The 22,579-nt window shown below is 58.5% G+C and carries 15 protein-coding genes; 3 read left to right on the top strand and 12 right to left on the bottom strand.

Annotation, left to right across the window (positions count from 1 at the left end; all coding sequences use genetic code 11):
* Positions 1-245: 245 nt before the first annotated feature.
* From der to J7413_RS00155, 3 genes are read right to left on the bottom strand one after another with little or no spacing between them, the layout of a single operon-like run.
* The gene (der, locus tag J7413_RS00165; RefSeq protein ID WP_209095311.1) at positions 246-1,736 is read right to left on the bottom strand and encodes a ribosome biogenesis GTPase Der; all 1,491 of its coding nucleotides are present in this window, start codon (positions 1,734-1,736) and stop codon (positions 246-248) included.
* Positions 1,737-1,784: 48 nt separating this feature from the next.
* The gene (locus J7413_RS00160; protein WP_348538700.1) at positions 1,785-3,086 is read right to left on the bottom strand and encodes a PQQ-binding-like beta-propeller repeat protein; all 1,302 of its coding nucleotides are present in this window, start codon (positions 3,084-3,086) and stop codon (positions 1,785-1,787) included.
* 41 nt (positions 3,087-3,127) lie between these two features.
* Positions 3,128-3,808 (bottom strand): hypothetical protein, encoded by a 681-nt coding sequence (locus J7413_RS00155; protein WP_209095309.1) that lies wholly within the window; start codon positions 3,806-3,808, stop codon positions 3,128-3,130.
* Between the two features lie 227 nt (positions 3,809-4,035).
* On the opposite strand from J7413_RS00155, the gene J7413_RS00150 reads away from it, so the two are divergent.
* Both J7413_RS00150 and J7413_RS00145 read left to right on the top strand, forming a co-directional pair.
* Entirely contained in the window at positions 4,036-5,304 is a 1,269-nt protein-coding gene (locus J7413_RS00150; RefSeq protein WP_209095307.1) for an efflux RND transporter periplasmic adaptor subunit, read from the top strand.
* Entirely contained in the window at positions 5,304-9,164 is a 3,861-nt protein-coding gene (locus tag J7413_RS00145; RefSeq protein ID WP_209095305.1) for an efflux RND transporter permease subunit, read from the top strand. The genes J7413_RS00150 and J7413_RS00145 overlap by 1 nt, the downstream gene beginning before the upstream one ends.
* 763 nt (positions 9,165-9,927) lie before the next feature.
* Here J7413_RS00145 and J7413_RS00140 read toward each other — a convergent pair.
* The 3 genes from J7413_RS00140 to J7413_RS00130 form a co-directional block, all read right to left on the bottom strand.
* Positions 9,928-11,214, bottom strand: coding sequence for an MFS transporter (locus J7413_RS00140; protein WP_209095303.1), 1,287 nt, complete (start codon positions 11,212-11,214; stop codon positions 9,928-9,930).
* Between the two features lie 186 nt (positions 11,215-11,400).
* A complete protein-coding gene (locus J7413_RS00135) occupies positions 11,401-13,218 on the bottom strand; it encodes an ABC transporter ATP-binding protein/permease (protein WP_209095301.1) in 1,818 nt (605 codons plus the stop codon).
* Positions 13,219-13,302: 84 nt separating this feature from the next.
* The gene (locus J7413_RS00130) at positions 13,303-15,081 is read right to left on the bottom strand and encodes a LysM peptidoglycan-binding domain-containing protein (protein WP_209095299.1); all 1,779 of its coding nucleotides are present in this window, start codon (positions 15,079-15,081) and stop codon (positions 13,303-13,305) included.
* Positions 15,082-15,180: 99 nt separating this feature from the next.
* On the opposite strand from J7413_RS00130, the gene J7413_RS00125 reads away from it, so the two are divergent.
* Positions 15,181-15,732 (top strand): TIGR00730 family Rossman fold protein, encoded by a 552-nt coding sequence (locus J7413_RS00125; protein WP_209095296.1) that lies wholly within the window; start codon positions 15,181-15,183, stop codon positions 15,730-15,732.
* 3 nt (positions 15,733-15,735) lie between these two features.
* Here J7413_RS00125 and J7413_RS00120 read toward each other — a convergent pair whose 3' ends face one another.
* The 6 genes from J7413_RS00120 to J7413_RS00095 form a co-directional block, all read right to left on the bottom strand.
* Positions 15,736-16,497 (bottom strand): siderophore-interacting protein, encoded by a 762-nt coding sequence (locus tag J7413_RS00120; RefSeq protein ID WP_209095294.1) that lies wholly within the window; start codon positions 16,495-16,497, stop codon positions 15,736-15,738.
* A gap of 153 nt (positions 16,498-16,650) precedes the next feature.
* Positions 16,651-17,103 carry a host attachment family protein gene (locus J7413_RS00115; protein ID WP_209095292.1) on the bottom strand — a complete coding sequence of 151 codons (453 nt, stop codon included), beginning with the start codon at positions 17,101-17,103 and terminating at the stop codon, positions 16,651-16,653.
* Positions 17,104-17,275: 172 nt separating this feature from the next.
* Positions 17,276-18,160, bottom strand: a complete 885-nt coding sequence (locus tag J7413_RS00110; RefSeq protein ID WP_209095290.1) for a metallophosphoesterase — start codon at positions 18,158-18,160, stop codon at positions 17,276-17,278.
* Between the two features lie 4 nt (positions 18,161-18,164).
* Complete coding sequence (locus J7413_RS00105; protein ID WP_209095288.1) at positions 18,165-18,764, bottom strand: superoxide dismutase; 600 nt, start codon at positions 18,762-18,764, stop codon at positions 18,165-18,167.
* 194 nt (positions 18,765-18,958) lie between these two features.
* Positions 18,959-19,531, bottom strand: coding sequence for a sarcosine oxidase subunit gamma family protein (locus J7413_RS00100; protein WP_209095286.1), 573 nt, complete (start codon positions 19,529-19,531; stop codon positions 18,959-18,961).
* Complete coding sequence (locus J7413_RS00095; RefSeq protein WP_209095284.1) at positions 19,524-22,538, bottom strand: sarcosine oxidase subunit alpha family protein; 3,015 nt, start codon at positions 22,536-22,538, stop codon at positions 19,524-19,526. The genes J7413_RS00100 and J7413_RS00095 overlap by 8 nt, the downstream gene beginning before the upstream one ends.
* Positions 22,539-22,579 lie beyond the last annotated feature (41 nt).

Here is a 22,579-nt window from a genome sequence, read left to right as displayed (position 1 = left end):
AAATAAGATTTCCGCCTGAGCCTAAAAAATGGCCTGGGTTTGTGTCAAATACGCGACCATTCCTGAAATGGCGTGCGCCCCCCAACTATAACCCGAAATTAACCTTCGGCAACGTGCGCGATGACGCAGGTTTTCAACCAGACCGAAACCTCACCCTTTGGCGCTGCACACGGCGCCAGCCGCTGCCATGCAAAAAGGCCGCCCAGTTGGGGCGGCCCGGAAGCAATGTAATGTGACACAGGGTCTTAGTAAGACGCGCCACGGCCCTTGATATGTTTGCGCAGACGCGAGGGCGTAGATTTCTTTTTGCCCTTATAGGGGTTTTTGTCGCCCTGACCGCGCATGGTGAGGCGGATGGGTGTACCCGGCATATCAAAAGTTTCTCGCAAGCCATTGATAAGATAACGAGAATAGCTCTCAGGGATCTTATCTGGGTGCGAGCACATTACCACAAATCCCGGTGGGCGGGTCTTGGCTTGGGTCATATAACGCAGCTTGATGCGCTTGCCCTGTGGCGCGGGTGGCGGGTGCTGCTGCAGCATTTCCACGAGCCAACGGTTGAGCGCGGCGGTGGGAATACGGCGGTTCCATGTGTCATAGGCGTCCAGAATGGCGTCATGCAGACGTTCCAGCCCGCGGCCGGTTTTTGCCGATACGGTGATAAGCGGAGCGCCGCGCAACTGTGGCAGCAGGCGGTTGAACGCCTCTTTGAGGTCGCGCAGTTTCTCCTGCTTGTGCTCTTCGACGTCCCATTTGTTGACCGCGACGATCACCGCGCGGCCTTCGCGTTCGGCCAGATCGGCAATGCGCAGATCTTGCTGTTCAAACGGAATGGCAGCGTCCAGAAGCACGACCACAACCTCGGCAAATTTCACGGCGCGCAGGCCGTCACCGACAGAGAGTTTCTCCAGCTTGTCCTGTACTTTGGCCTTTTTGCGCATGCCCGCGGTGTCAAAGATGCGCATGGGCGTGTCGTCCCAAGTGGTGCGCAGGCTGATGGCGTCGCGGGTGATCCCGGCTTCCGGACCGGTCAGCAGGCGGTCCTCGCCAATGATCTTGTTGATCAGCGTGGATTTACCAGCATTCGGACGGCCCACGACGGCAATCTGCAAAGGCCGACGCTCGGTGAGCATCTGAGACGGGCGCAGCGCATCGGGATCAATCTCTTCATCCGCCTCGTCTTCGTCGAGGTCGACATCGGTCTCGACTTCGTCATCCAGAGCTTTGGCGCGTTTGGCAAACTCATCTGCGAGCGGCATAAGTTGGGTGTAGAGGTCGTTGAGACCTTCGCCATGTTCTGCGGACAGGCGGATCGGCTCGCCAAGGCCAAGGGAATAGGCTTCAAGCACACCAGAATCCGCCGCCGCACCCTCGCCTTTATTGGCAGCGAGGATCACATGGGTGGCGCGTTTGCGCAGGATCTCGGCAAAGATCATATCGGTGGGGGTGACCCCTGCCCGGGCATCAATCATGAACAGACAGATATCCGCCATATCCACCGCACGTTCCGTCAGGCGGCGCATGCGCCCTTCAAGACTGTCATCGGTCGCATCTTCCAGACCCGCGGTATCAATCGCGGTAAAGCGCAGATCGGCCAGTTTGGCATCGCCTTCGCGCAAATCACGCGTCACCCCCGGCTGGTCATCCACCAGCGCGAGTTTTTTGCCGACAAGGCGATTGAACAGGGTGGATTTGCCCACATTTGGGCGGCCCACAATGGCGAGCGTGAAACTCATGACAGATCTCCGGAACGTCTGAAGTCGCCCCGATATACCATTATTGCGTCAACGGAAAGCGTACAATTGACCTTTGCGGTTCACAACATACAGCACGCTGCCTGCCACAATCGGGTTTGTGGCTGCGCCGCCGGGCAGATCCACAGTGTGTGACAGGGATCCGTTCTGCGGGTTGTAAAAGCGCAGCTTGTCATCAGAGGAGGCCACAACCAGCTGACCACCGGCCAGGATGGGGCCGTAGTGCACGTGCATGGTGGATTGCTTGCGCGGCTTGTCCTTCACGAAAGTCGGAAGCTGGACGCCCCAGATCCGGGTGCCATCACGTGCATCTACACGGAGGAGCACATTGCGCTCTGAAACCAGGAACAGCGAGCCGCCTGCCGGGAACACCGGGCTGAGCGCGCCGTGATCGGCTGTCCAGTTGCGCTGGCCAGTTTCCATGTCAAAGGCTGCCATACGGCCAGAGTGGTTCGCCACATAAGCGGTGTTGCCAACCACAACCGGATCGCTTGAGATGTCCCCCACGGTGTTGACCGAACGCCCCGGGCGCACGTCTGACAGACCCGCAGTCCAGCGGGACACACCGCCCCGACGGAAGGCTGCCTGAAGCTCACCTGAGCCATATGGGAAGAGCACAAGGCGATCCGTCACAGCCGGAGCTGCGGGGCTTTGCACGTTTTGAACGTTGGGCAGCGAAAGAAGTTGCCATGCGACACGACCGGTATCGGTCTCAAGGGCCCAGCCAGTGGCATCCCCAGAGACCACATAAACCAGTCCGTCATAAACGGTGGGTGTGCCACTGCCGACGGCTTGCAGTTTTTGCTCCCAAAGCACGGCGCCGGTGGCGGGATCCAGCGCGGTGAGCGCGCCAAATCCTGTGGTCACAAACACTTTGCCGTCGCCATAGGCGAGACCGCCCGTGGACGCCTGACCCGTTTTATCCTGCACAGAGGTGAGATCGCGGCTCCATAGGCGTTCGCCCGACGTGGATGTGGCGCTGATTGTGGCCTCGGCGTCCACTGTGAAGATACGCCCGTCTGCAATCACCGGGTCTGCTGTGATCCGGGTTTTGCGCGTTTCGCCCTGACCGATGGAGGAGGACCAAAGGAGATTGGGCTGCGCTGAAAGCGCCGCGTTTGCGGTGCGATATTTCGGGGACCCGATCCGGTGTGTCCACTCGGCATTTTGCACCTGCGCAGGCAACTTGATCGCCGGGCTTTGGTTTTCCGGCACCTCAGGTTGCTGCACCAAATCTTCCCGTGCTCCGGGCAGAACAATCTCTGGTTCGGCGCAGGCTGAGAGCAGCGCTGCTGTGGCCACCGCTGCCAGCATCAAAGTCTTACGTGTCACTGCACAGGCCCCCACACCTTTTTCGTCTTAAATCTGTTGGTTCACTGACCAAGGGCCAGCCCATTGGTCTGGGCCGGTGTACCACCCAGTGCCACAATCAACTGGGATGCGCGACTGCGCAAGCCCGCAGTGACTGCGGCGTCCTGGATCAACTCCTGAAGTTGGGCGATTGCACCCTCTGCGTCGCCTTCTTCGAGTGTCAGCAGGGCCAGCTGCTCTCGTGCGAGCAATGCCAAAGGCGCGCCCGGTGCTGCGAGAGTTTCAAGCGCCAGACGGCGCTCTGCCACAGGTGTGTCCTGCCCCTCAGCCAGCACAGACTTAAAGGCTGCGATCTGGCGGTAAATCTCTGGCATCTCCAAACCGCTGGTCGAAATACCTTCGAGCGTGGCGGCCGCATGAGCGCCCTCGCCCAGTTCAATCTGGTGCGCCGCAAGCAGCATGTCAGACACGATCTGTGCATCAGGTGAATCGGTCTTCAGTTCAGAGAGTGCGGCGACGCGCGCCTCAGTGTCGCTGGAGGACACAGCAGCAATGATGGCATCGCCTGATTTCTGCGCCGCGTCCCGCGCATTGTTCTTGCGCACTTCGTTTGCAGCCGCTGCGCCAACAATCGCAATCACCAGCAAAACAGCGATCCACCCATACCGGCGCATCAAAGCGAACAGACGGTCACGACGGACTTCTTCGGTGACTTCTTCGATGAAACTGTCGGTGTTGCTCACGCCTGCTCTCCTATTGGTTCGCTTTGTCTTATCGTTTTGTTTTGAAAGTGCCAAGTGCCCGGGCGGCTTGCACGCAAATCGGCGCTGGTTTTTCATAGTGTTGACATTTTTTGAACTGATGAGTTCAAAATTGCGTAGTTTAGGTTGTTTCTCCTTCGGGAAGCTCCAATATATCGCTCAATATTTCGTGTGCGTGCAAAGCGCCCCAAACACACAGGGAACAGCAGATGCGACTAATTCCGTTCCTCACCGCGATCTTGGTCACGGGTTTTCTTTTTATGATCGTGGTAGAGCGCGAGCGCCTTTTGGCATTTGCCAGTGGCAACACTGATCTATCAGATGCAGAGGCCGACGCCTCTTCACAAACGATCACCTCTGCGCAAGACACAGGTGACGCGTCGCCCGATCCTGCCGCCCAAGACAAATCGCTGATCCGGGTTGTGGCGTTGCGCAGTGAAGCGCGTGAGATCGACAGTGCGGTGATCCTGCGCGGAGAAACCCAAGCCGATCGCGAAGTGGAAGTGCGTGCGGAAACAGCCGGGCTGGTGATTTCAGAGCCGCTGCGCCGCGGCGTCAGCGTCAGCGCGGGACAACAGCTTTGCCGCCTTGATGTGGGCACCCGAGAGGCGGTGCTTGCAGAGGCACGCGCAAGATTGAGCGAAGCCAAAGCGCGAATCCCCAGCGCCGAAGCCGCAAAAATTGAAGCTGAAGCCCGCCTTGAAGAGGCTTTGATCAACGACAATGCGGCCCGCAAGCTTTCCGAAGGCGGCTTTGCGTCCTCAACCCGTGTTGCCAGCGCCGCCGCAAGTGTGCGGGCGGCTGAGGCGTCGGTTCAGTCTGCGACCTCAGGACTTGAGTCGACACAGGCCGGAATCGAATCAGCGATGGCGCTTGTGGCTGCCGCCGAGAAAGAAATCGAACGCCTTACCATCACGGCGCCGTTTGATGGGCTGCTGGAAAGCAAAACCGCCGAGCTTGGCAGCTTGATGCAGCAAGGCACCCTCTGTGGAACTGTTCTGCGTCTGGACCCGATCCGCATTGTTGGGTTTGTTCCGGAAACGGAGATTTCTCGCGTCTATGAAGGGGCCCTGGCAGAAGCGCGTCTGACGACCGGACAACAGGTCGCCGGCCAGGTGACCTTTGTGTCGCGCTCCGCAGATGAAACCACCCGCACCTTCCGGGTTGAGATTGCGGTGCCAAACCCGGACCTGAGCATTCGCGATGGCCAGACGGCAGAGATCGCCATCTCTGCTGATGGTGCCGCCGCGCATCTCTTGCCACAATCTGCGCTGACGCTGAATGACGAGGGCACTTTGGGTGTGCGTCTTGTGGATGAGAACAACGAAGTGTTCTTTGCGGCCACAGACATTCTGCGCGATGGCACCGATGGTGTCTGGCTTGGCGGGTTGCCGGAGATGGCCAACGTGATTGTGGTCGGTCAAGAATTCGTGACAACCGGCGTAGAGGTCAATCCAACCTATCGGGAGGTGAACTGATGACAGGCGCCATCACCTGGGCCTCTGAACGCGCCCGTATGATTCTGGCGTTCATCGCCATTTCCCTTGTGATCGGCGCGCTGTCCTACAAAAGCTTGCCCAAAGAAGGTGAGCCAGACATCGACATTCCGATCCTTTATGTGTCGGTGAGTTTCCCCGGAATTTCGGCAGAAGACGCGGAAAGCCTGCTGGTGAAACCCATGGAGACAGAGGCGGTCGATCTGGATGGTCTGGACCAGATGACGGGCATCGCCTCTGAAAACCACGCCTCACTGCTCCTGGAGTTTGATTTTGGCTGGGACAAGAGTGCAACCATTGCTGATGTGCGCGACGCCATGAACACCGCGCAGGCAAATTTTCCTGATGGTGCAGAGCAATACACGATCACGGAGATCAATTTCTCGGAATTTCCGATTGTCATCGTAAACCTGACCGGGGATGTGCCTGAGCGGACAATGGCGCGCCTTGCCAAAGACCTGCAAGACGAGTTCGAAGCGATTGATGCGGTTCTGGAAGCCCCGATTGCGGGCAATCGTGATGAAATGGTTGAGGTGGTGATCGACCCGCTGCGGCTGGAATCCTACAACATCACCGCGCTGGAAGTGATCAATGTTGTGCGCAACAACAACCAGCTGATCGCGGCGGGCGAAGTGGATACCGCGCAGGGCACATTCTCTGTCAAGATCCCCTCCTCCTTTGACGGTGTGCAGGACATTTATGCGCTGCCTGTCAAAACCAATGGCGACCGGGTGATCACGCTGGGGGATCTGGCCGAAATCAACTTTACCTTTGAAGACCGCGCCGGCACCGCGCGGTTTGATGGTGAGAAAACCGTCGCTTTGCAGATCGTGAAGGGCAAAGGCTACAACATCATCGATACGGTGGAGCAGATCAAAACCACGCTGGCAGAAGCACAGAAAAGCTGGCCTGAGGAGCTGAATGCGGCGGTTCAGGTGGGCACGTCTAACGACCAAAGCCGCACGGTTGGCTCGATGGTGCGCCAGCTTGAAGGTTCTGTGCTGACCGCTGTTGCGCTGGTGATGATTGTCATTCTGGCGGCTCTGGGCAGCCGCGCAGCGATGCTCGTGGGCTTTGCCATTCCCGCGTCATTCCTGCTGTGTTTCGCGTTCCTTGCGGTGATGGGCGTGACCATCTCCAATATGGTGATGTTCGGCCTGATCCTTGCGGTTGGCATGCTGGTGGATGGCGCGATTGTGGTGGTGGAATACGCCGACAAACGCATCAAAGAAGGCACCGGCCCGATGCACGCTTATGTGGAGGCGGCGCAGCGCATGTTCTGGCCGATTGTCAGCTCCACGGCGACCACGCTCTGTGCATTCCTCCCCATGCTGTTCTGGCCCGGTGTGCCCGGTGAATTCATGGGTATGCTGCCCGTGACGATGATTTTTGTTCTGTCAGCTTCGCTGCTCGTCGCGCTGATCTATCTGCCTGTTGTCGGCGGTATTTCGGGTCGCATGAGCCGGATGTTTGCGCGTGCCTCTGAGGCTTTGCGCGGCCGGCTGCCTTGGGTGGTCCGAGCCGCAATGGTGCCTGTGGCGCTGTGGGGCATGTTCTCAGGCGTGATGCAGATTCTCAACCCGGCCTATTTGCTGCCAGAGGGCAGCGGCGGCATGGCACCTCTGTTGGTAGGCGGCATTCTGTTCGTGCTGTCAGCCTTTGCGGCGTCTATCACGCTGAGCGCGGCAGAATTGCGCTTCAAACAGTCAGGCATACAGAGTGGGTTCCGGCTGAACGCCTTTGGCCATCTGATCCGCTTTATCGTTGGAAATCCGGTCATGCCAATCGTGGCCATCGTGGCGGTGATTTTCACAGTCTTTAGCGTGATCAACTACTTTGGCGAAAACAACAACGGCGTTGAGTTCTTTGTGGAGACCGAGCCAGAGCAAGCCTCTGCCTTTGTACGGGCGCGCGGGAACCTGTCGCTGGAAGAAAAAGACGCCATGGTGCGCGCGGCTGAAGAGATCATCATGGCCCACCCTGCGGTTGTGAATGTGTTCTCCTTCGCGGGTGAAGGCGGTCTCGACACAGGTGGACCGGGCGGCGGTGAAAACACCCCACCAGACACCATCGGTCAGGTGCAGTTTGAGATCATTCCATGGGATGAACGCCCAACTGTGCGCGAAAAATGGTTCTTTGACTTACTGGAACGTGAGGTCACCGCGCCGGAATTTGCGGGCAACCGTGTGCTTGACGAGTTGAACGCAGAGCTCGCGCTTCTGCCGGGATTCTTTGTGGAAACCAAACCGATTGAACAGGGTCCGGGATCAGGCAAGCCGATCCATCTGCGTTTGCGTGGTGATGGCTGGGATGGTCTGAATGCCGCAGCACTCGCCGCCCGAGACACCTTTGAATCCACCCCCGGTCTGACATTGGTGGAGGACACACTGCCCCTGCCCGGCATCGACTGGCAGATCGACGTAGATGTGGAAAAAGCCGGGCGCTATGGCGCGGATGTGGCAACCGTGGGCGCGATGGTGCAGCTTGTCACCCGCGGTATCCTGCTTGATACGATGCGTGTGGACAGCAGCGACGAGGAGATCGAAATCCGCCTGCGCTTGCCAGAGGATGACCGCGTGCTGTCAACGCTGGACAGCATCAAGGTGCGCACCAACGAGGGTCTTGTGCCACTGTCCAACTTCATCACCCGCACCCCGGTGAAGAAACGCGCCTCCATCAGCCGCATTGATCAGGAACGCTTCTATGACGTGAAGGCGGATATCGAGCCGGGGCTGATCAAGCTTGAGACTGGGGATGGCGAAGAGATCGTGGCCCATGCATTGGTGCGTGAAGTGGTCGAAGGCAACGTGCCCACCGGAGATGTGATCACCGCAGACACCGGCGAACGCTATGAAATCTTCACTCTGCTTGAAGCGGAAAGCGTGAATGACGTACGCACGGCTCTGACAGACGGCGCGCGCAAAGTGCCGGTGACCCCAACGGAGCGTATTGCAGCATTGACCACGTGGTTGGAAACCAATCCTTTTGACAGCTCTGTCAGCTGGGAATGGACCGGGGATCAGGAAGAGCAGGAGGAATCTGGTGCCTTCCTCACCAGCGCCTTCTCTGCTGCTTTGGGGCTGATGTTTGTGATCCTGCTGGCGCAGTTCAACAGTTTTTACAATGCGGTTCTCGTTCTTTTGGCGGTGGTTCTGTCTACGGCTGGCGTGCTGGTTGGCATGCTGGTGATGGATCAGACCTTCTCCATCATCATGACCGGCACCGGCATTGTCGCGCTGGCGGGGATTGTGGTGAACAACAACATTGTTCTGATCGACACCTATCAGGAATACAGCCAATACATGCCCCGGATTGAGGCGATTGTGCGCACCGCGCAAAGCCGCATTCGCCCGGTGCTTTTGACCACCATCACCACCATGGCGGGTCTTGCGCCAATGATGTTTGGCCTGAGCCTTGATTTCCTCAATGGCGGCTATTCGATCGACAGCCCGACCTCGCTCTGGTGGAAACAGCTGGCCACGGCGGTGGTCTTTGGTCTGGGGATTGCCACGGTGCTGACGCTGGTGTTCACCCCGTCGATGCTGGCGCTGCGGGTCTGGGCAAGCACCTATTTTGGCTGGCTGATGCAGCTGCTCGCCCGTCTGTCCATGGGCCGCGCCTCGCGCGCAGGTCAGGACTGGGCCCTGCGCCGTGAAGCCCGCAAGGTAAAGCACCCTGTGCTGCTTTGGGATGATGCCGCGTTTGAGACGAAACCGCGCAAGACAGATGACGAGGCACTCGATCCAACCGAGCTCGCACCGGAGGTTGAAGCGCCGCGTATGGGGGCCAAAGCAGCCGCCAATGACACCCCTGACGCAAGCGGTGTTCAAGCCGCAGAGTGAGCCGTCAGAAACCAAATCTAGCAAAAGCCCCGCTATGCTCGCGGGGCTTTTGTTTTTTGGTTATGATCCGTTCCCTGCGGTGCAGATACGAAGCACACTTGAGTACACAGACGGTGCCGATCGGTACATATTTTGGCCTCATTTCACCGACACATTTCTATTCAGGGGGCGGTCAAGATTGCCTTGATGAAGTAGGGGTTTGGGGAGACATATCTTGAATTCAGCGCAGCAACCGCAGCGCCAGAAACTTGTCGCCCTTAGCCGTTTGGCGTTGGTTATGGCCCTTCTTCTCTTCGCCTTGATAAGCGCAACGGCCTTTCCATCTCTTTTCATTCGGCAGACAGCCGTTGTGACAATCACGATGGTCGACACTGCTCGAGACTGTCGGAAAAGAGCGTCCCGTAGACTCAATAAAATATGGCCCAAGTACAGATCCAGCATACCGCAGAACGCATTAGATTACTGCGGCCTTATCATGTCTGACCATGGTAGTTTCGAACTTCCTCAGTCAGCTTGGCTTCATATCTTTGGCCCCTCCAGAGGAGAACTTCACGACGCGCTTTTTGCTGGATGCAAATATCGCGTTCTAGTAACGGGGCCAGGCATTGCATTGGAGAAGGGCAACAACATGTCTACACACAATCGGACCCTTCGACGCGCGGTGCCGCAAGGAAGATGCCCTGCCATTGATAATGGATAGTGGCGTTTTCCCAGCAACAATGACCGGTCGCCTTTGCCAACATGCCGGTATTTGAGTTGGACTTCAGTCTTCTCTGGTCAGCCTTTTGGCCAAAACCAGCGCAAGGAGCGCGGCTATGAAAAGAAACACAGCACCAACCATCCAAGCCACAGGGGTTGTGTAGATCTCTGCAATGGCCCCGGCGGCCACCAATCCGAGTGCGGCGCCCAGCTGTTGGATGAGTGATTTCAGAGAGAGCATGGTTGAGCGCTGACGGTCGTCAACGCAGCGGTGCAGAATGCTGCTGGCGGGGGTCTCGCTGATGCCAAGGCACACTGAATACAGGCCGAAGACGATCGCAAAGCCAAAGATCCCACCCTGCAGTGCCAGCGCGATTTGCACCGCTGCGAGGCAGATGAAGGTCGCCGCCAGGGTCAGCGCGTGCTGTCGTTTGAAGATCTTGCTGACATAGGGCGACAGAGCGGCGCCAAACGCAATCGAGAAGAAGTAGGTCGCGGTCAACACCCCGATGGCGGTGTTTGCATAGCCCTGCTGCAACATTGGTTTGGCGAAGGTTGGCCAGATCACCTCAACCGGGTTGGTTGCCATAAGGAAAAACGCCAATGCGGCCAAGAGCAGGGACAGGGTTGGATGTTTTAAAGCCAGAAGAGAGGCGTCTTTGATCACCGTGGGGACATCTGCAAATCCTTGCCTGAGCGCAGCAAAGTTCACAGGGCGCGCAGGTTCCTCAATCGCCAAGAGCGTGAACAGAAACACCCCAAGCATCACGGCGAAGCTTGCTGCATAAGAGACATCATAGGCGCTGAAACCGTGGCTTTGTGCAAAGCCACCGAAGACATCCGGTAGAAACCCGCCAAGAACAGCGCCAACAGCCAATCCGATGGCATTGGCTGACTGCGCTTTGGCCAGCGCGGGCTGGACATCCACATGGGGCGCAGCTGTCTGAAAGGTTTCTACAAACCATGCATCCAACGTGCCCGAGCGCAGCGCGCGGCCAAATCCGATGAAGGCAAAGGAGAGCGCCAGAACATAGAAGTCGCGGGTTGAGAGGAACAGCGCAAGCGACAGAAGGCTGGCAATGACTGCTGCCAGAAAAACCGGTTTGCGTCCGATGCTGTCTGCCAGACCACCAAAGGGCAACTCCATTGTCATGGTGGTGAGCGAATAGACCCCAAAGAGCAGCGAAACCTGCACAAGATCCATGCCACGGTCTGTCAACGCCAGCGCCACAACCGCAACCGTCAAACCCATCGCAAAACGATCCAGAAACTGGTGTGTCTGAAACACCCGAATGTGACGCCGGGCGGGACCGGGCAGCGCCGCGAAGGAAAACTCAGTTTCTATAGCCATGGTTGCAACATCACCGTTTCAACCGCGCCACACAATAGATTTGGTGTGGGGGCTCTGTGCCCGCTTGCCGCAGGGGGATGTGACAACAACGGATGCACCCGCCTGCCCTATGCGCAGGACGCCACTTCGCCTGCGGAGACGACGATCACCCTGAGACGTCGGCTGGTCGAAATGCCTTTGTGCGCTCTATGCGGCGTCCTCATCGGCCTGTTGGCGCGCCCAGAGTTGGGCGTAGCGGCCCTGCTGTTCCAAGAGAGCTGCGTGGGTGCCCTGCTCAATCACCTCACCCTGCTCCAGCACGACAATGCGGTCGGCCTCTGCAATGGTAGAAAGCCTGTGGGCGATGGTGATCACAGTGCGGCCCTCACCGGCGCGCGCCAGCGCCTCTTTGATGCCCTGCTCGGTTTCAGTGTCGAGCGCAGAGGTGGCCTCGTCCAGCAACAGGATCGGCGGGTTCTTCAAAAGCGTGCGCGCGATACCAACACGCTGTTTTTCCCCGCCGGAGAGCTTCAGGCCGCGTTCACCAACCATGGTGTCATAACCGTCAGGCAGCGCGGTGATGAAATCATGGATCTGCGCAGATTTCGCGGCGGCGATGATCTCTGCTTCGCTGGCCCCGGCAAGGCCATAGCCAATGTTGTAGCGGATGGTGTCGTTAAACAGCACCGTGTCCTGAGGCACAACACCAATGGCATTGTGCAGGCTTTCCTGAGTCACATCGCGCACGTCTTGCCCGTCGATGCGCAGCGCGCCGTCCTGCACATCATAAAACCGGAACAAAAGCCGCCCGATGGTGGATTTGCCGGAGCCTGACGCGCCAACAATGGCCACTGTCTGTCCGCCCGGCACATCAAGGCTCACATCTTTCAGAATGGCGCGGTCGTCTTCATAGCCGAAAGCGATGTTTTCCAAGGAGATATGGCCCCCTGATACCTTGAGCTCTTTGGCGTCTGGTTTGTCCGCGATCTCTGCGTTGTCGTTCAGCAGATCAAACATCTGCCCCATGTCCATCAGACTCTGGCGGATTTCACGGTAAACAAACCCCAAGAAATTCAAGGGCGCAATCACCTGCAGCATGTAGGCGTTGACCATCACGAAGTCGCCCACTGTGAACTCACCATCAGCAACCCCCATGGCGGCCATGGCCATAACAGCGACCAGCCCCGCGTTGATGATAAACGCCTGTCCAAAATTGATTGCCGCAAGCGAGTTGGTGGTTTTCACGGCGGCGGCTTCATAGCCTGCCATCGCCTCATCATAACGGGCGGCCTCGCGCCGTTCAGCCCCGAAGTATTTCACCGTCTCAAAGTTCAGCAGGCTGTCAATCGCGCGTTGGCTGGCCTCATTGTCGCGGTCATTCATCACGCGGCGGATGCGCAGGCGCCATTCGGTGACCGCAAAGGTGAACCAGACATAGACCACCATGGTGCCTGCTACGACGACGAGGAAGCGCCAGTCAAACAGCGCGGCCAGCACAGAGCAGATCATAATCAGCTCTAAAAACAGAGGCCCGATGGAAAACAGCAAAAACCGCAGCAGAAAGGCCACGCCTTTGACGCCGCGATCCATGATCCGGCTGAGCGCGCCCGTGCGTCGCGTCAGGTGATAGCGCAGGCTCAACGCATGAATGTGCCGGAATGTGGTGAGCGCCAATCGGCGCAGTGCGCGCTGGCTGACCTTGGCAAAAAGCAGATCCCGCAGCTGATCAAAGCCCACCGCCAACAGCCGGTTGGTGCCATAAGCGAGCGTCAGCCCCACCGCGCCAAGCGCAAGCACCGGCACGCCCTCGCCTGCCAATGTGTCCACCGCGCTTTTGTAAAGCATGGGGGTGAACACTGCGACAACTTTGGCCATCACCAGCGCCAGAATCGCGCAGATCACGCGCACGCGCAGCCCTGTCTCGCCCTTTGGCCAGATGTAAGGCAGCACGCTGCGAATGATCCGCATGTTGGAACGGCGCTCTTCCTGCGCCTGCTCACGATTGCTGATGTTGGTGTCTGACATGCTGCTTGCCTTGCTTGTGGGTGAGCTGGGCAAACTTAAGCATTGGGCGGGGAACTTGCCACCCCCCGCGCTGCGATCAGACGGTTATTGTTCCGGCACCGTAAAGACTTGGCCCGGATAGATCAGATCTGGATTGAGAATTTTCTCTTTGTTGGCTTCGAAGACGCGCAGATACAAAAGCCCTTCGCCATAATTGTCGCGCGCAATCGCCCAGAGGGTTGAGCCCGGCTGAACCGTCACGATTTGAACAGCGGGCTGCGCGACATCCTCAGAGACGGCGACATCGGGTTGCGCGGGGGCTGCCACGGCAGGCGTGCTGTCTGCAGTGTCCGCGCTTTGCGCCACTGGTGCGTCTTCGGTCGCGCTGGCCAGCGCAGTGGTGTCTTCTGCTGTTGGCTGCGCAGGTTGCGCGGTGTTTTCTGCCGCGACGGCTGGCGGCACGCTCTCGGTCTCAGTGGTAACTGACTCAGTGGCGGCTGTTTCCGTGGCAGCCGAGGTTGGCGCGCTGCTCTGTGTGTCCGCGGTGTCCGCCAGTGCAGTCTCAACGGGCGCAGTGGTCGAGGCCGTGTCGGCACCCTCCTCCGCTGGAGTTTCGACCGCTTCATCCCCTGCTGGTGGCGCCGGTGGGGTTGGCTGCTGCGCTTCTGCGCTTGCCTCTGCTGTGGTTTCAGGCGTTGCTTCAGCCGCTGGCGCACTGCCCTCAGAGGCCCCTTGCGACGCAATTGTGGGCTGATCGGCAGCGGTGGCATCGGCCTGCGCACGCGCGCGGGCCACGGTTTCAGGTGTTTCGCGCTTAAACGGTGTCAGGATGCGCGAGGTCACTTTACCGCTGTCATCCACCTCATCAGCGCGCATTTCATAAAGACCACCCGCTACATCCGACAGCTGACTGGTCCACATGCCCGTGTCATCAATCGCGGCCTCTGCAGCCAGATCATTGTTCAGGTAAAGCCGCACAACACGGCCCTTTGCGCCACGGCCAGAGACCATCACGGCCCCTGTGTCTGTGTAGCTGATGGAATCGATGGAGACGGCCGCCAGAACCTCTGGCGCGGTATCTGCGGCAGTGGCAGGTTGCAGAACCCGCACCCCGTCAGAATCAGACACGATCACAGCGGGCGCTTTGGCGGCAGGTGCAGCCGTGTCAGCCGCGGCTGTTTCAACGGTGTCTTTTGCGGTATCTTCTGCGATATCTTCTGCGGCGTCCGGTGCAGACGCATCCTCTGCGGCAATGCTGGCCACATCTTCACTGGCTGCTGCTGTCTGCTCGGTGTTTGTTGCAACTGGAGCGGCAACAGACAGCACGGGCGCCACGATCACAGTGGCATCAGAGGGCACATCACCTGCGTCACGCCGCTCAATCAGCGACAGCACGCGTGGCGCTTCGCTGGGAGCGATGGAGAGGATCGCGGCAAACTGGCCGGTGTTGTCGGCTGGAGAGGTCGCAATTTCCACGCCATCCAGAAGAATGGCCAAAATCGCATTTGGGGCAGCCGCCCCCGCGATTACGGTGTTGCCCTCGGCATCCACGCGCACGAGATCAAAGCTTGGGGCTGTCACAGCTTCTGCGCCGTCTTGCGCGTCGGTGGTTGCCGTGGATGCCGCGGATGCAGGATTTTCTGTTTCAACGGCTTCAGAGGCGGTGACGTCTTCGGCCGGAGTCTGCGCAACGGTTACTGCTGTGGTTTCTGCTGTGGTTTCTGGCGCAGGGGCGCTTTGAGTGATGGCCTCGCTTGTGTCCTCCACCGCGCTGCCATCAAGCACACCGCTGGCCACCAACGCATAGACAGACACGCCCATCGCCACCACAATTCCGGCCACCCAGGCAACATTTCCGCCCAGACCTGACGCTTTCTCTGTCATCGCCGACAAACCCCCAAATTCTGTCGTTCTCTCGGTTGAGAGACAGTATCAACCCCTCTATTTGTGGTCAAAACAGCATTGATGATATTGGAGAATTTCATGGCTACACGCTCGATCTGTGTCTTTTGCGGCTCACGTTCCGGCACTGATGCGGCCTATCAGGCGGCCGCAGAAGCCTTTGGCGCAAGCTTTGCCGAAAAGAACTGGCGATTGGTTTACGGCGCGGGTGACGTGGGCTTGATGGGCGCCGTGGCAAACGCGGCGCAGGCGTCTGGTGCAGAGACCTTCGGCGTGATCCCAACACACCTGCTGGAATGGGAGGTGGGCAAAACCGACCTGACCAATTTCATCGTAACCGAAAACATGCATGAGCGCAAAAAAGTCATGTTTATGAATTGTGATGCGATTGTGGTTTTGCCGGGGGGCGCAGGTTCGCTGGATGAGTTCTTTGAGGTGCTCACATGGCGACAACTCAAGCTGCACGCCAAACCCATTGTGCTGCTGAATGTGAACGGCTTCTGGGACCCGTTGATGGGGCTTGTGGACCATGTGATCGCGCAAGGCTTTGCGGATGCCTCCTTGCGCGATTTTGTGCAGGTCGCGGGCGATGTGGCGGAGCTTCAGGCGATGCTCGACACTGCCCTTGCCTAAGCTTCAGGCGGCTTTGGCGCTGTCGACCTGTTTGTCGACCTTGTGCTGATCCTCCGTGCGCCCTGCCCGCCAGTAGCTTGAGAGATAAATCTGGTCGCGGCCCACGCCGCGATCCGTGCGATAGTAGCTGCGCAGCGCGCGCATGCTGTCAAACTCACATGCGGTCCAGACACTGACCTGGCCCTCAAGCCATGGCAGCGCTTTGATCTGTTCCACCAGCTTGCCCTCAAGCTTTTCCGGCGCAGGATTGATCACCCAATGCAGCTCAATGCCGTCTGGCAGGTTCAGATCCTGTTTGTCCGCCTCTGAGGTGATTTCAATCACGACATAGCCTTTGGTGTCTGCCGTCAGACGCTCAAAGTTGCACATCAGCGCCGGGATCGCGGTCATGTCACCCGCAAGCATGACCCAATCTGCCGCAGGATCCACCATTTTCACTGAACCCGGCCCGCCGATCAGGATGCGATCACCCGGCTGCACCGTCATAGCCCAATCGGTGGCCAGCCCGCCTGCGTCGCCGTGCAGGGCAAAATCCACCGCCATCTCTCCTTTTTCGGCATCAAATGCGCGAATAGAATAGGTGCGCATCACCACTCGATCCGGGGTGCTGTGCGGCGCATCGGGAAAGATCAGCTTGATATAGCCACCTTCATAGCCTTCGGGGATCGTGGTGATCTCCTGCCCGCCAAACACCACGCGCCTCATATTGGGGGTCACCATCTCTGTGCGCAGCACTTCGAGCATTCTGGGTTGAGGTCTGGGCATAGTTGATCCTGCTCTGAAATACCAATTCTGGACCAAATATGTGAATCTGATACTTTTAATCAAGTATATTCTCAGCGAGGTGTGCGTTCGCCTGAAAGAAGAACGCACACAGGTCAGATGCGCCAGATGTGTAGCGCCATATGGGCAAGCCCGTCAGACCGCGACGAGCTCTGACTTGAGCACCCGTTCGAGCCCTTCGCGTTTGTGATTGGTCAGGGTTTTATCAATCTGTGCAACCACTTTGTTAAGCACCGATTTGTGCAGACAACGACGCAAGGCACCCATAACCTGCGGCGCAGCCACGAGCACCAACTTGGGATATTTGTCCCGGCGTTCCTGTTGCAGCAAACGCTCCGCAAGATCCTGGGCAAACCGGGTCAGAGCGCGGCGCTGTTGATCGGTCTGTTCCATCGCGGATTTCTGCCCCGGCCCCCCGTCCGTGCGACGCCCGGGGCGATCTGAAGCAATCTGCTGATCAAGGTGTTGCGATGTGAGCGAGGTAACCAATCGGAATCGAGGATCAAAAGCGGTGGCCACGTTTTTGTAAATTAACGCCTTTTCACCATCTGCAACAACAACCCAAGTGCCTTTTGACACGATACCCATCGATGAACTCCTCTCGATTTCACAGAAAACAAAAGGGAAGACCTGCGGTATTGTTGATTGATACTCTGCGTTCCTCCCATGTTCAGAAGATAAGGACGCCACCGCCCTATTCAATAAGAGGCGGCTCGCATGGCGCGCCCACCGGCGAGAAGATGCTTATCCGGTTCGTGTTCTAACTGGAGATCTCAACCACCGTTATCTCCGGAACCACACCAAATCGCACGGGCATGATGGAGCAGCCAATACCGCCTGAAACGACCAGATCGCGACCCTGCTCGTGCACATGCCCATAGGCAAACCGATTGCCATATCGTGAGGGTACTATTGGAGACCAACCAAACAGGCGAACCTGCCCACCATGAGTATGGCCGCTCAAAGTTAACGCTATGCGTTGAGGCAATTTAGTAAAAATATCAGGTTCATGCGCCATGAGTACCACCGGCGCGCCATCGTCTTCGATCTGTGCAAGAGTGGCAGGAAGGTCATCCAACCCTTGAATACCTGCTTCTTTACCATAGAGAGCAAGCTGATCTTCAAGACCCGCAAGCCATATGCCCGCAGCGTCCAGCTTCACAGATTGATTGGACAGCATGCCGATGCCCTGTGCTTTCAACGCCTCAGCATACAAGTTTGGACCTCCACCCCGCTTCTGAGCACTTAGATCGTCCCACCAGTCATGATTGCCCAGCACACCAAACACACCTTGCTTGGCCTGCAATTGCCCTAAAATAGGAGCAATCTCGGAAATAGAGACGGGTGCTGTGATAAAGCGGTGACCAGCGGCATAGTCCCCCAGCAGAAGCACGAGATCAGCGTCGAGCGCGTTGATGCGTTTCACCAGTCGGGTGACGCGTTTGGCACCAACAAAGGGTTCGCCGACATGCAAATCGGCAAGCACGGCAATTTTGAGCGGCGGTGCAGACCAATCCGCGCGCCTTATGCGCCATCGCTTGATACGCAATCGCAGCGCTGGCTCTACAAAAAATCCATATGTGGCTGCAAAAAAGCCTGCCAGGATCGCTCCCAGCAGGCCTTTGATGAAACCTCTGCGGGTCAAACGATCACATCCGGGATGCGACGTTTTCCCAGTTCACCAGGTTGTTCAGGAAGTTGTCCAAGTACGCTGGGCGCTTGTTGCGGTAGTCGATGTAGTAGGAGTGCTCCCACACGTCACAGCCCAACAGCGCGGTCTGGCCGAAGCACAGTGGGTTCACACCGTTTTCGGTTTTGGTCACTGCCAGAGAGCCGTCTGCGTTTTTCACGAGCCATGCCCAGCCGGAGCCGAACTGACCTGCGCCCGCTGCGGCGAACTCGGTTTTGAACTGTTCGATGGAGCCAAACGTCTTTTTCAGCGCATCTTCCAGCTCACCTGGCATTTTGCTTTCGCCTGGGCCCATCATTTCCCAGAACTGGTTGTGGTTCCACAGCTGGGAGATGTTGTTGAAGATGCCGTTTTGCGCCACGGCGTTTGCGTCGTAGGTGCCAACGATGATCTCTTCCATCGTTTTGCCTTCCCACTCGGTGCCAGCGATCAGCTTGTTGCCGTTATCAACATAGGCTTTGTGGTGCAGGTCATGGTGGAATTCCATGGTTTCTGCAGACATGCCTTTGTCGGCCAGAGCGTCGTGAGCATAAGGAAGGTCGGGAAGTTCGAAAGCCATTGCAGCGTCCTCTTCTGTTGCGCGAATTTTATGTGATGACAGATGGGGGCGAATGGCAGGTAACGTCAAGTGCAAAGAGAATAACTTGTCGAAATCACAGCGTCCTAACCCCGCGCCGTGTCTTGGGATTGGGGTCAGGGCCATGAAAGCCCTGATCCGGTTTCTTCGTCAGCCGATGTCAGAAAGACATCGGATCAGTCTGCGTAAAAGCCGACCTCACCGCCCTCTGCGGCGGAGATGCGCAGCACGTCAAAGACATATTGCGCCACGGAGCGGAAGCAGATGACCTCAAAGCTGCCGTCCTCATTGCCCCAGATGGCGGCGGCCACCTGCGAAATGCGGGTGCGGCGCATGTCGCCCACGCCAAAGGCGTCAGAGGCGAAATCCACGGGGGCCACTTTGGCCAGCACATCGCGGCTGGCATCGCCAGAGATGCGGAACACCGCACGCGCGTCAGAGACATTGGTGACCGCCGAGTGCACGCCCGCGAGCGCCTCGGTCAATTGTGCGGTCACTGACAGGGCATCGTCATAAGCCACAATCACCAGCAACTCGTCAGGAGACATCCACGCCACCGCGCCTTTGTCCCCAACAGACACTTTGCGCTGTGCGGGCACCTCTGCACCGGTGGCTGCTTTGACAGCCGAGGCAATCTCTGCGCTGGCGAGATCGCCGCGCAGAGTGATCATGCCGCGCAGGCCGGTTTCCTCAACCGTTGCGAAGCCCTGGGATTTTGCGCCGGAGAGCGCGCTCACTGCATTAGACATTCTGCTTCTCCCCGTCCTTGTCATAGAACACTGGATCGATCACTTTGGCCTCTACTGTGCCGCCGTCCACTTTGTTGAAGGCCACAACATCGCCGAGGCGCTTCATACCGCCGTGGATCAGGCCCATGGCAATGCCACGGTCCAAGGTGGGCGAGTAATATGTGGAGGTCACACGGCCCTGCACGTTGCGCTGGTTGTTGGCGTTGCTGCCATCCGCCACGATATAAGCGCCATCCGGGATGACCGAGCCATCCAGCGTTTCAAAACCCGCCAGCTTCCAGCGATCCTCGGACGCCATATGGTCACGCGCTTGGGCGCGTTTGCCGAGGAAATCCTCTTTCTTTTTGGAGATCGCCCACTGCATGTTGAGATCCTGTGGGATCACGGTGCCGTCGGTTTCATCCCCAATCATGATGAAGCCTTTTTCAGCCCGCATCACGTGCAACGCTTCAGTGCCGTAAGGCATGATGTTGAACTCTTTGCCCGCGTCCAGAAGCGCATCCCAGAAGGCGCGGCCCTGGCTGGCTGGCACTGCGATTTCATAGGACAGCTCGCCAGAGAAGGAGATCCGGTAAGCGCGGGCGTCAAATGCGCCGATCTTGCCGTCTTTCCACTCCATGAAGGCCAGGCCTTCTTTGGAGACGTCCATCTCACCGCCGAGTTTCTCGATCACTTTGCGGGCGTTGGGGCCCACAACGGCGATCTGTGCATATTGCTCGGTCACATTGGCGGTGTAGACTTTCCAGTCCCACCACTCACATTGCAGCCAGTCTTCCATCCAGCCGTGAATGCGGTCTGCCCCGCCGGTGGTGGTGTGGCACAGGAAGGTCTCATCATCGATGCGCGCGACCACGCCGTCATCGATCAGGAAGCCGTTCTCGTTACACATCAGACCATAGCGGCATTTGCCCGGCTTCAACGTGGACATCATGTTGGTGTACATCATGTCGAGGAATTTGCCCGCATCCGGGCCCTTGACGATGATTTTACCCAGTGTCGAGGCATCGAGCAGGCCGACGCTGTCGCGCGTCTGACGGATCTCGCGGGTCACCGCCTCTGCGTGGCTCTCGCCAGTGCGCGGGAAGCAGTAAGGACGCCGCCAGTGGCCGACGGGCTCAAAGAAAGCGCCGTTGGCTTCGTGCCAATCGTGGATCGGGGTGCGGCGCAGCGGTTGGAACACTTCGTCGCGGGCTTCCCCGGCAATCGCCCCCATGGAGATCGGGGTGTATGGCGGACGGAACGTGGTGGTTCCAGTGGCTGGAATTGGCTGGTTCAACGCATCAGAAAGAACCGCCAAGCCGTTGATGTTGCTCAACTTACCCTGATCTGTTGCCATGCCAAGCGTGGTGTAACGCTTGGTGTGTTCGACGCTTTCATAGCCTTCCTGTGCCGCCAGACGCACATCTGAGACTTTCACGTCGTTCTGATAATCGAGCCACGCTTTCATGCGCAGTTTCGGGCCAGCACCCTGTGGCATCAGCCACACGGCCTGCATCGCGGCTTCTGCGGTGCTCTCCCCGGTTGGGGCTGCGGAAGCCGCACCCTCTGCGCCGGTGGCCGCTGCGGCTGCCGCACCTGCAGCATGGGCGTCTGCCAGAACCTCAGCCAGACCAAGTGGGCCGCTTGCGCTGCCAGCGGTGGCGACAAATGGCTTGCCATCGTGGCTGGTGGGCGCACGGGAGGTATCCGGGCGGAAATGGGCCTGCGCCTCGTCCCAGATCAGTTTGCCGCCGCAGTGGGACCAGAGGTGCACCACCGGAGACCAGCCGCCGGACATGGCCACCGCGTCACAGGACAGCTCTTCCAGAACTGCGCCTTCGCCAGCCTGTGCGCAGAGCGCCACACCGGTCACGCGTTTGCCGCCTTTGACTTTGGCGATGGCCTTGCCAACCTCGACACGAATGCCGTGGTTTTTGGCCTCTTCCATCAGCGCGCCGCCGCCTGCGGGACGGGCATCAATCACAGCGGGGACTTCCAGACCTGCCTTTTTCAGCGCAATCGCGGTGCGATAGGCGTCGTCATTGTTGGTCACAACCACTGTGCGGTCACCGGCGGACACACCGAAGTTCACCACATAGTCGCGCAGGGCACTGGCCAGCATCACGCCGGGAATGTCGTTGCCTGCGAAAGACAGCGGGCGTTCAATCGCACCTGTGGCTGTCACAATCTGTTTGGCACGGATGCGCCACAGACGGTGACGCGGGCCATCCAGAAGCGGGGCGTGGTCGGTGATGCGCTCATAGCCCAGCACGTAGCCGTGGTCATAGACCCCTGCCCCCATCATGCGGTTGCGCAGGGTGACATTGTCCATCGCCTCAAGCGCTGCAACGGTGGCGTCGATATAGTCTGCCGCCTCCTGGCCATCGACGGTGCCGCCGTCAACAGCAGCGCGGCCACCCCAATGGGCGGTTTGCTCCATCAAGAGAACCTTGGCACCGGCTTCGCCTGCGGCTTTCGCCGCCTGAAGACCGGCGATGCCGCCGCCCACAACAACCACATCAAAGAAGGCATAGAAATGCTCATAGCGATCTGCGTCGCGGTCTTTGGGCGCTTTGCCGAGGCCGGCAGACTGGCGCACAATCGGCTCAAACACATGTTTCCACGCAGCCGCAGGCGCCATGAAGGTTTTGTAGTAAAAACCCGCAGGCAGGAAGCGCGCGGCGTAGTTGTTGACCACGCCCACGTCCATCTCAAGGCTGGGCCAGTGGTTCTGCGACGTTGCAGACAGACCATTGAACAGCTCTGTGGTGGTGGCGCGTTGGTTGGGCTCAAATTTGCCGCCCTGCCCGAGGTTGACCAAAGCGTTTGGTTCTTCGGCACCAGAGGCCACAACGCCGCGAGGACGGTGGTATTTGAACGACCGGCCCATCAACATCTGGTCGTTGGCCAGAAGTGCCGAGGCCAGTGTATCGCCTTCATAGCCAGCCATCTGCTTGCCGTTGAAGGTGAAGCTCACCTGTTTGGAGCGATTGAGCAGGCGCCCGCCTGTGGAAAGTCTTGTGCTCATGTGTCAGCCCTTTGTGTGGGTTGATCCGCCAGATGCCTCTG

Source organism: Shimia sp. R10_1 (genome assembly GCF_017744095.1).
Classification (GTDB): domain Bacteria; phylum Pseudomonadota; class Alphaproteobacteria; order Rhodobacterales; family Rhodobacteraceae; genus Shimia.
The sequence above is the reverse complement of the archived record's forward strand: the minus strand, read 5'-3'. Positions and strand labels throughout refer to the sequence as shown.

What these genes read in the sequence shown, in the direction of transcription:
- J7413_RS00100 (WP_209095286.1), bottom strand. Translation starts at nt 19,531, where the DNA reads ATGTCTAATGCAGTGAGCGCGCTCTCCGGCGCAAAATCCCAGGGCTTC.
- J7413_RS00135 (WP_209095301.1), bottom strand. Translation starts at nt 13,218, where the DNA reads ATGTCAGACACCAACATCAGCAATCGTGAGCAGGCGCAGGAAGAGCGC.
- J7413_RS00145 (WP_209095305.1), top strand. Translation starts at nt 5,304, where the DNA reads ATGACAGGCGCCATCACCTGGGCCTCTGAACGCGCCCGTATGATTCTG.
- der (WP_209095311.1), bottom strand. Translation starts at nt 1,736, where the DNA reads ATGAGTTTCACGCTCGCCATTGTGGGCCGCCCAAATGTGGGCAAATCC.
- J7413_RS00150 (WP_209095307.1), top strand. Translation starts at nt 4,036, where the DNA reads ATGCGACTAATTCCGTTCCTCACCGCGATCTTGGTCACGGGTTTTCTT.
- J7413_RS00130 (WP_209095299.1), bottom strand. Translation starts at nt 15,081, where the DNA reads ATGACAGAGAAAGCGTCAGGTCTGGGCGGAAATGTTGCCTGGGTGGCC.
- J7413_RS00140 (WP_209095303.1), bottom strand. Translation starts at nt 11,214, where the DNA reads ATGGCTATAGAAACTGAGTTTTCCTTCGCGGCGCTGCCCGGTCCCGCC.
- J7413_RS00095 (WP_209095284.1), bottom strand. Translation starts at nt 22,538, where the DNA reads ATGAGCACAAGACTTTCCACAGGCGGGCGCCTGCTCAATCGCTCCAAA.
- J7413_RS00125 (WP_209095296.1), top strand. Translation starts at nt 15,181, where the DNA reads ATGGCTACACGCTCGATCTGTGTCTTTTGCGGCTCACGTTCCGGCACT.
- J7413_RS00105 (WP_209095288.1), bottom strand. Translation starts at nt 18,764, where the DNA reads ATGGCTTTCGAACTTCCCGACCTTCCTTATGCTCACGACGCTCTGGCC.
- J7413_RS00120 (WP_209095294.1), bottom strand. Translation starts at nt 16,497, where the DNA reads ATGCCCAGACCTCAACCCAGAATGCTCGAAGTGCTGCGCACAGAGATG.
- J7413_RS00115 (WP_209095292.1), bottom strand. Translation starts at nt 17,103, where the DNA reads ATGGGTATCGTGTCAAAAGGCACTTGGGTTGTTGTTGCAGATGGTGAA.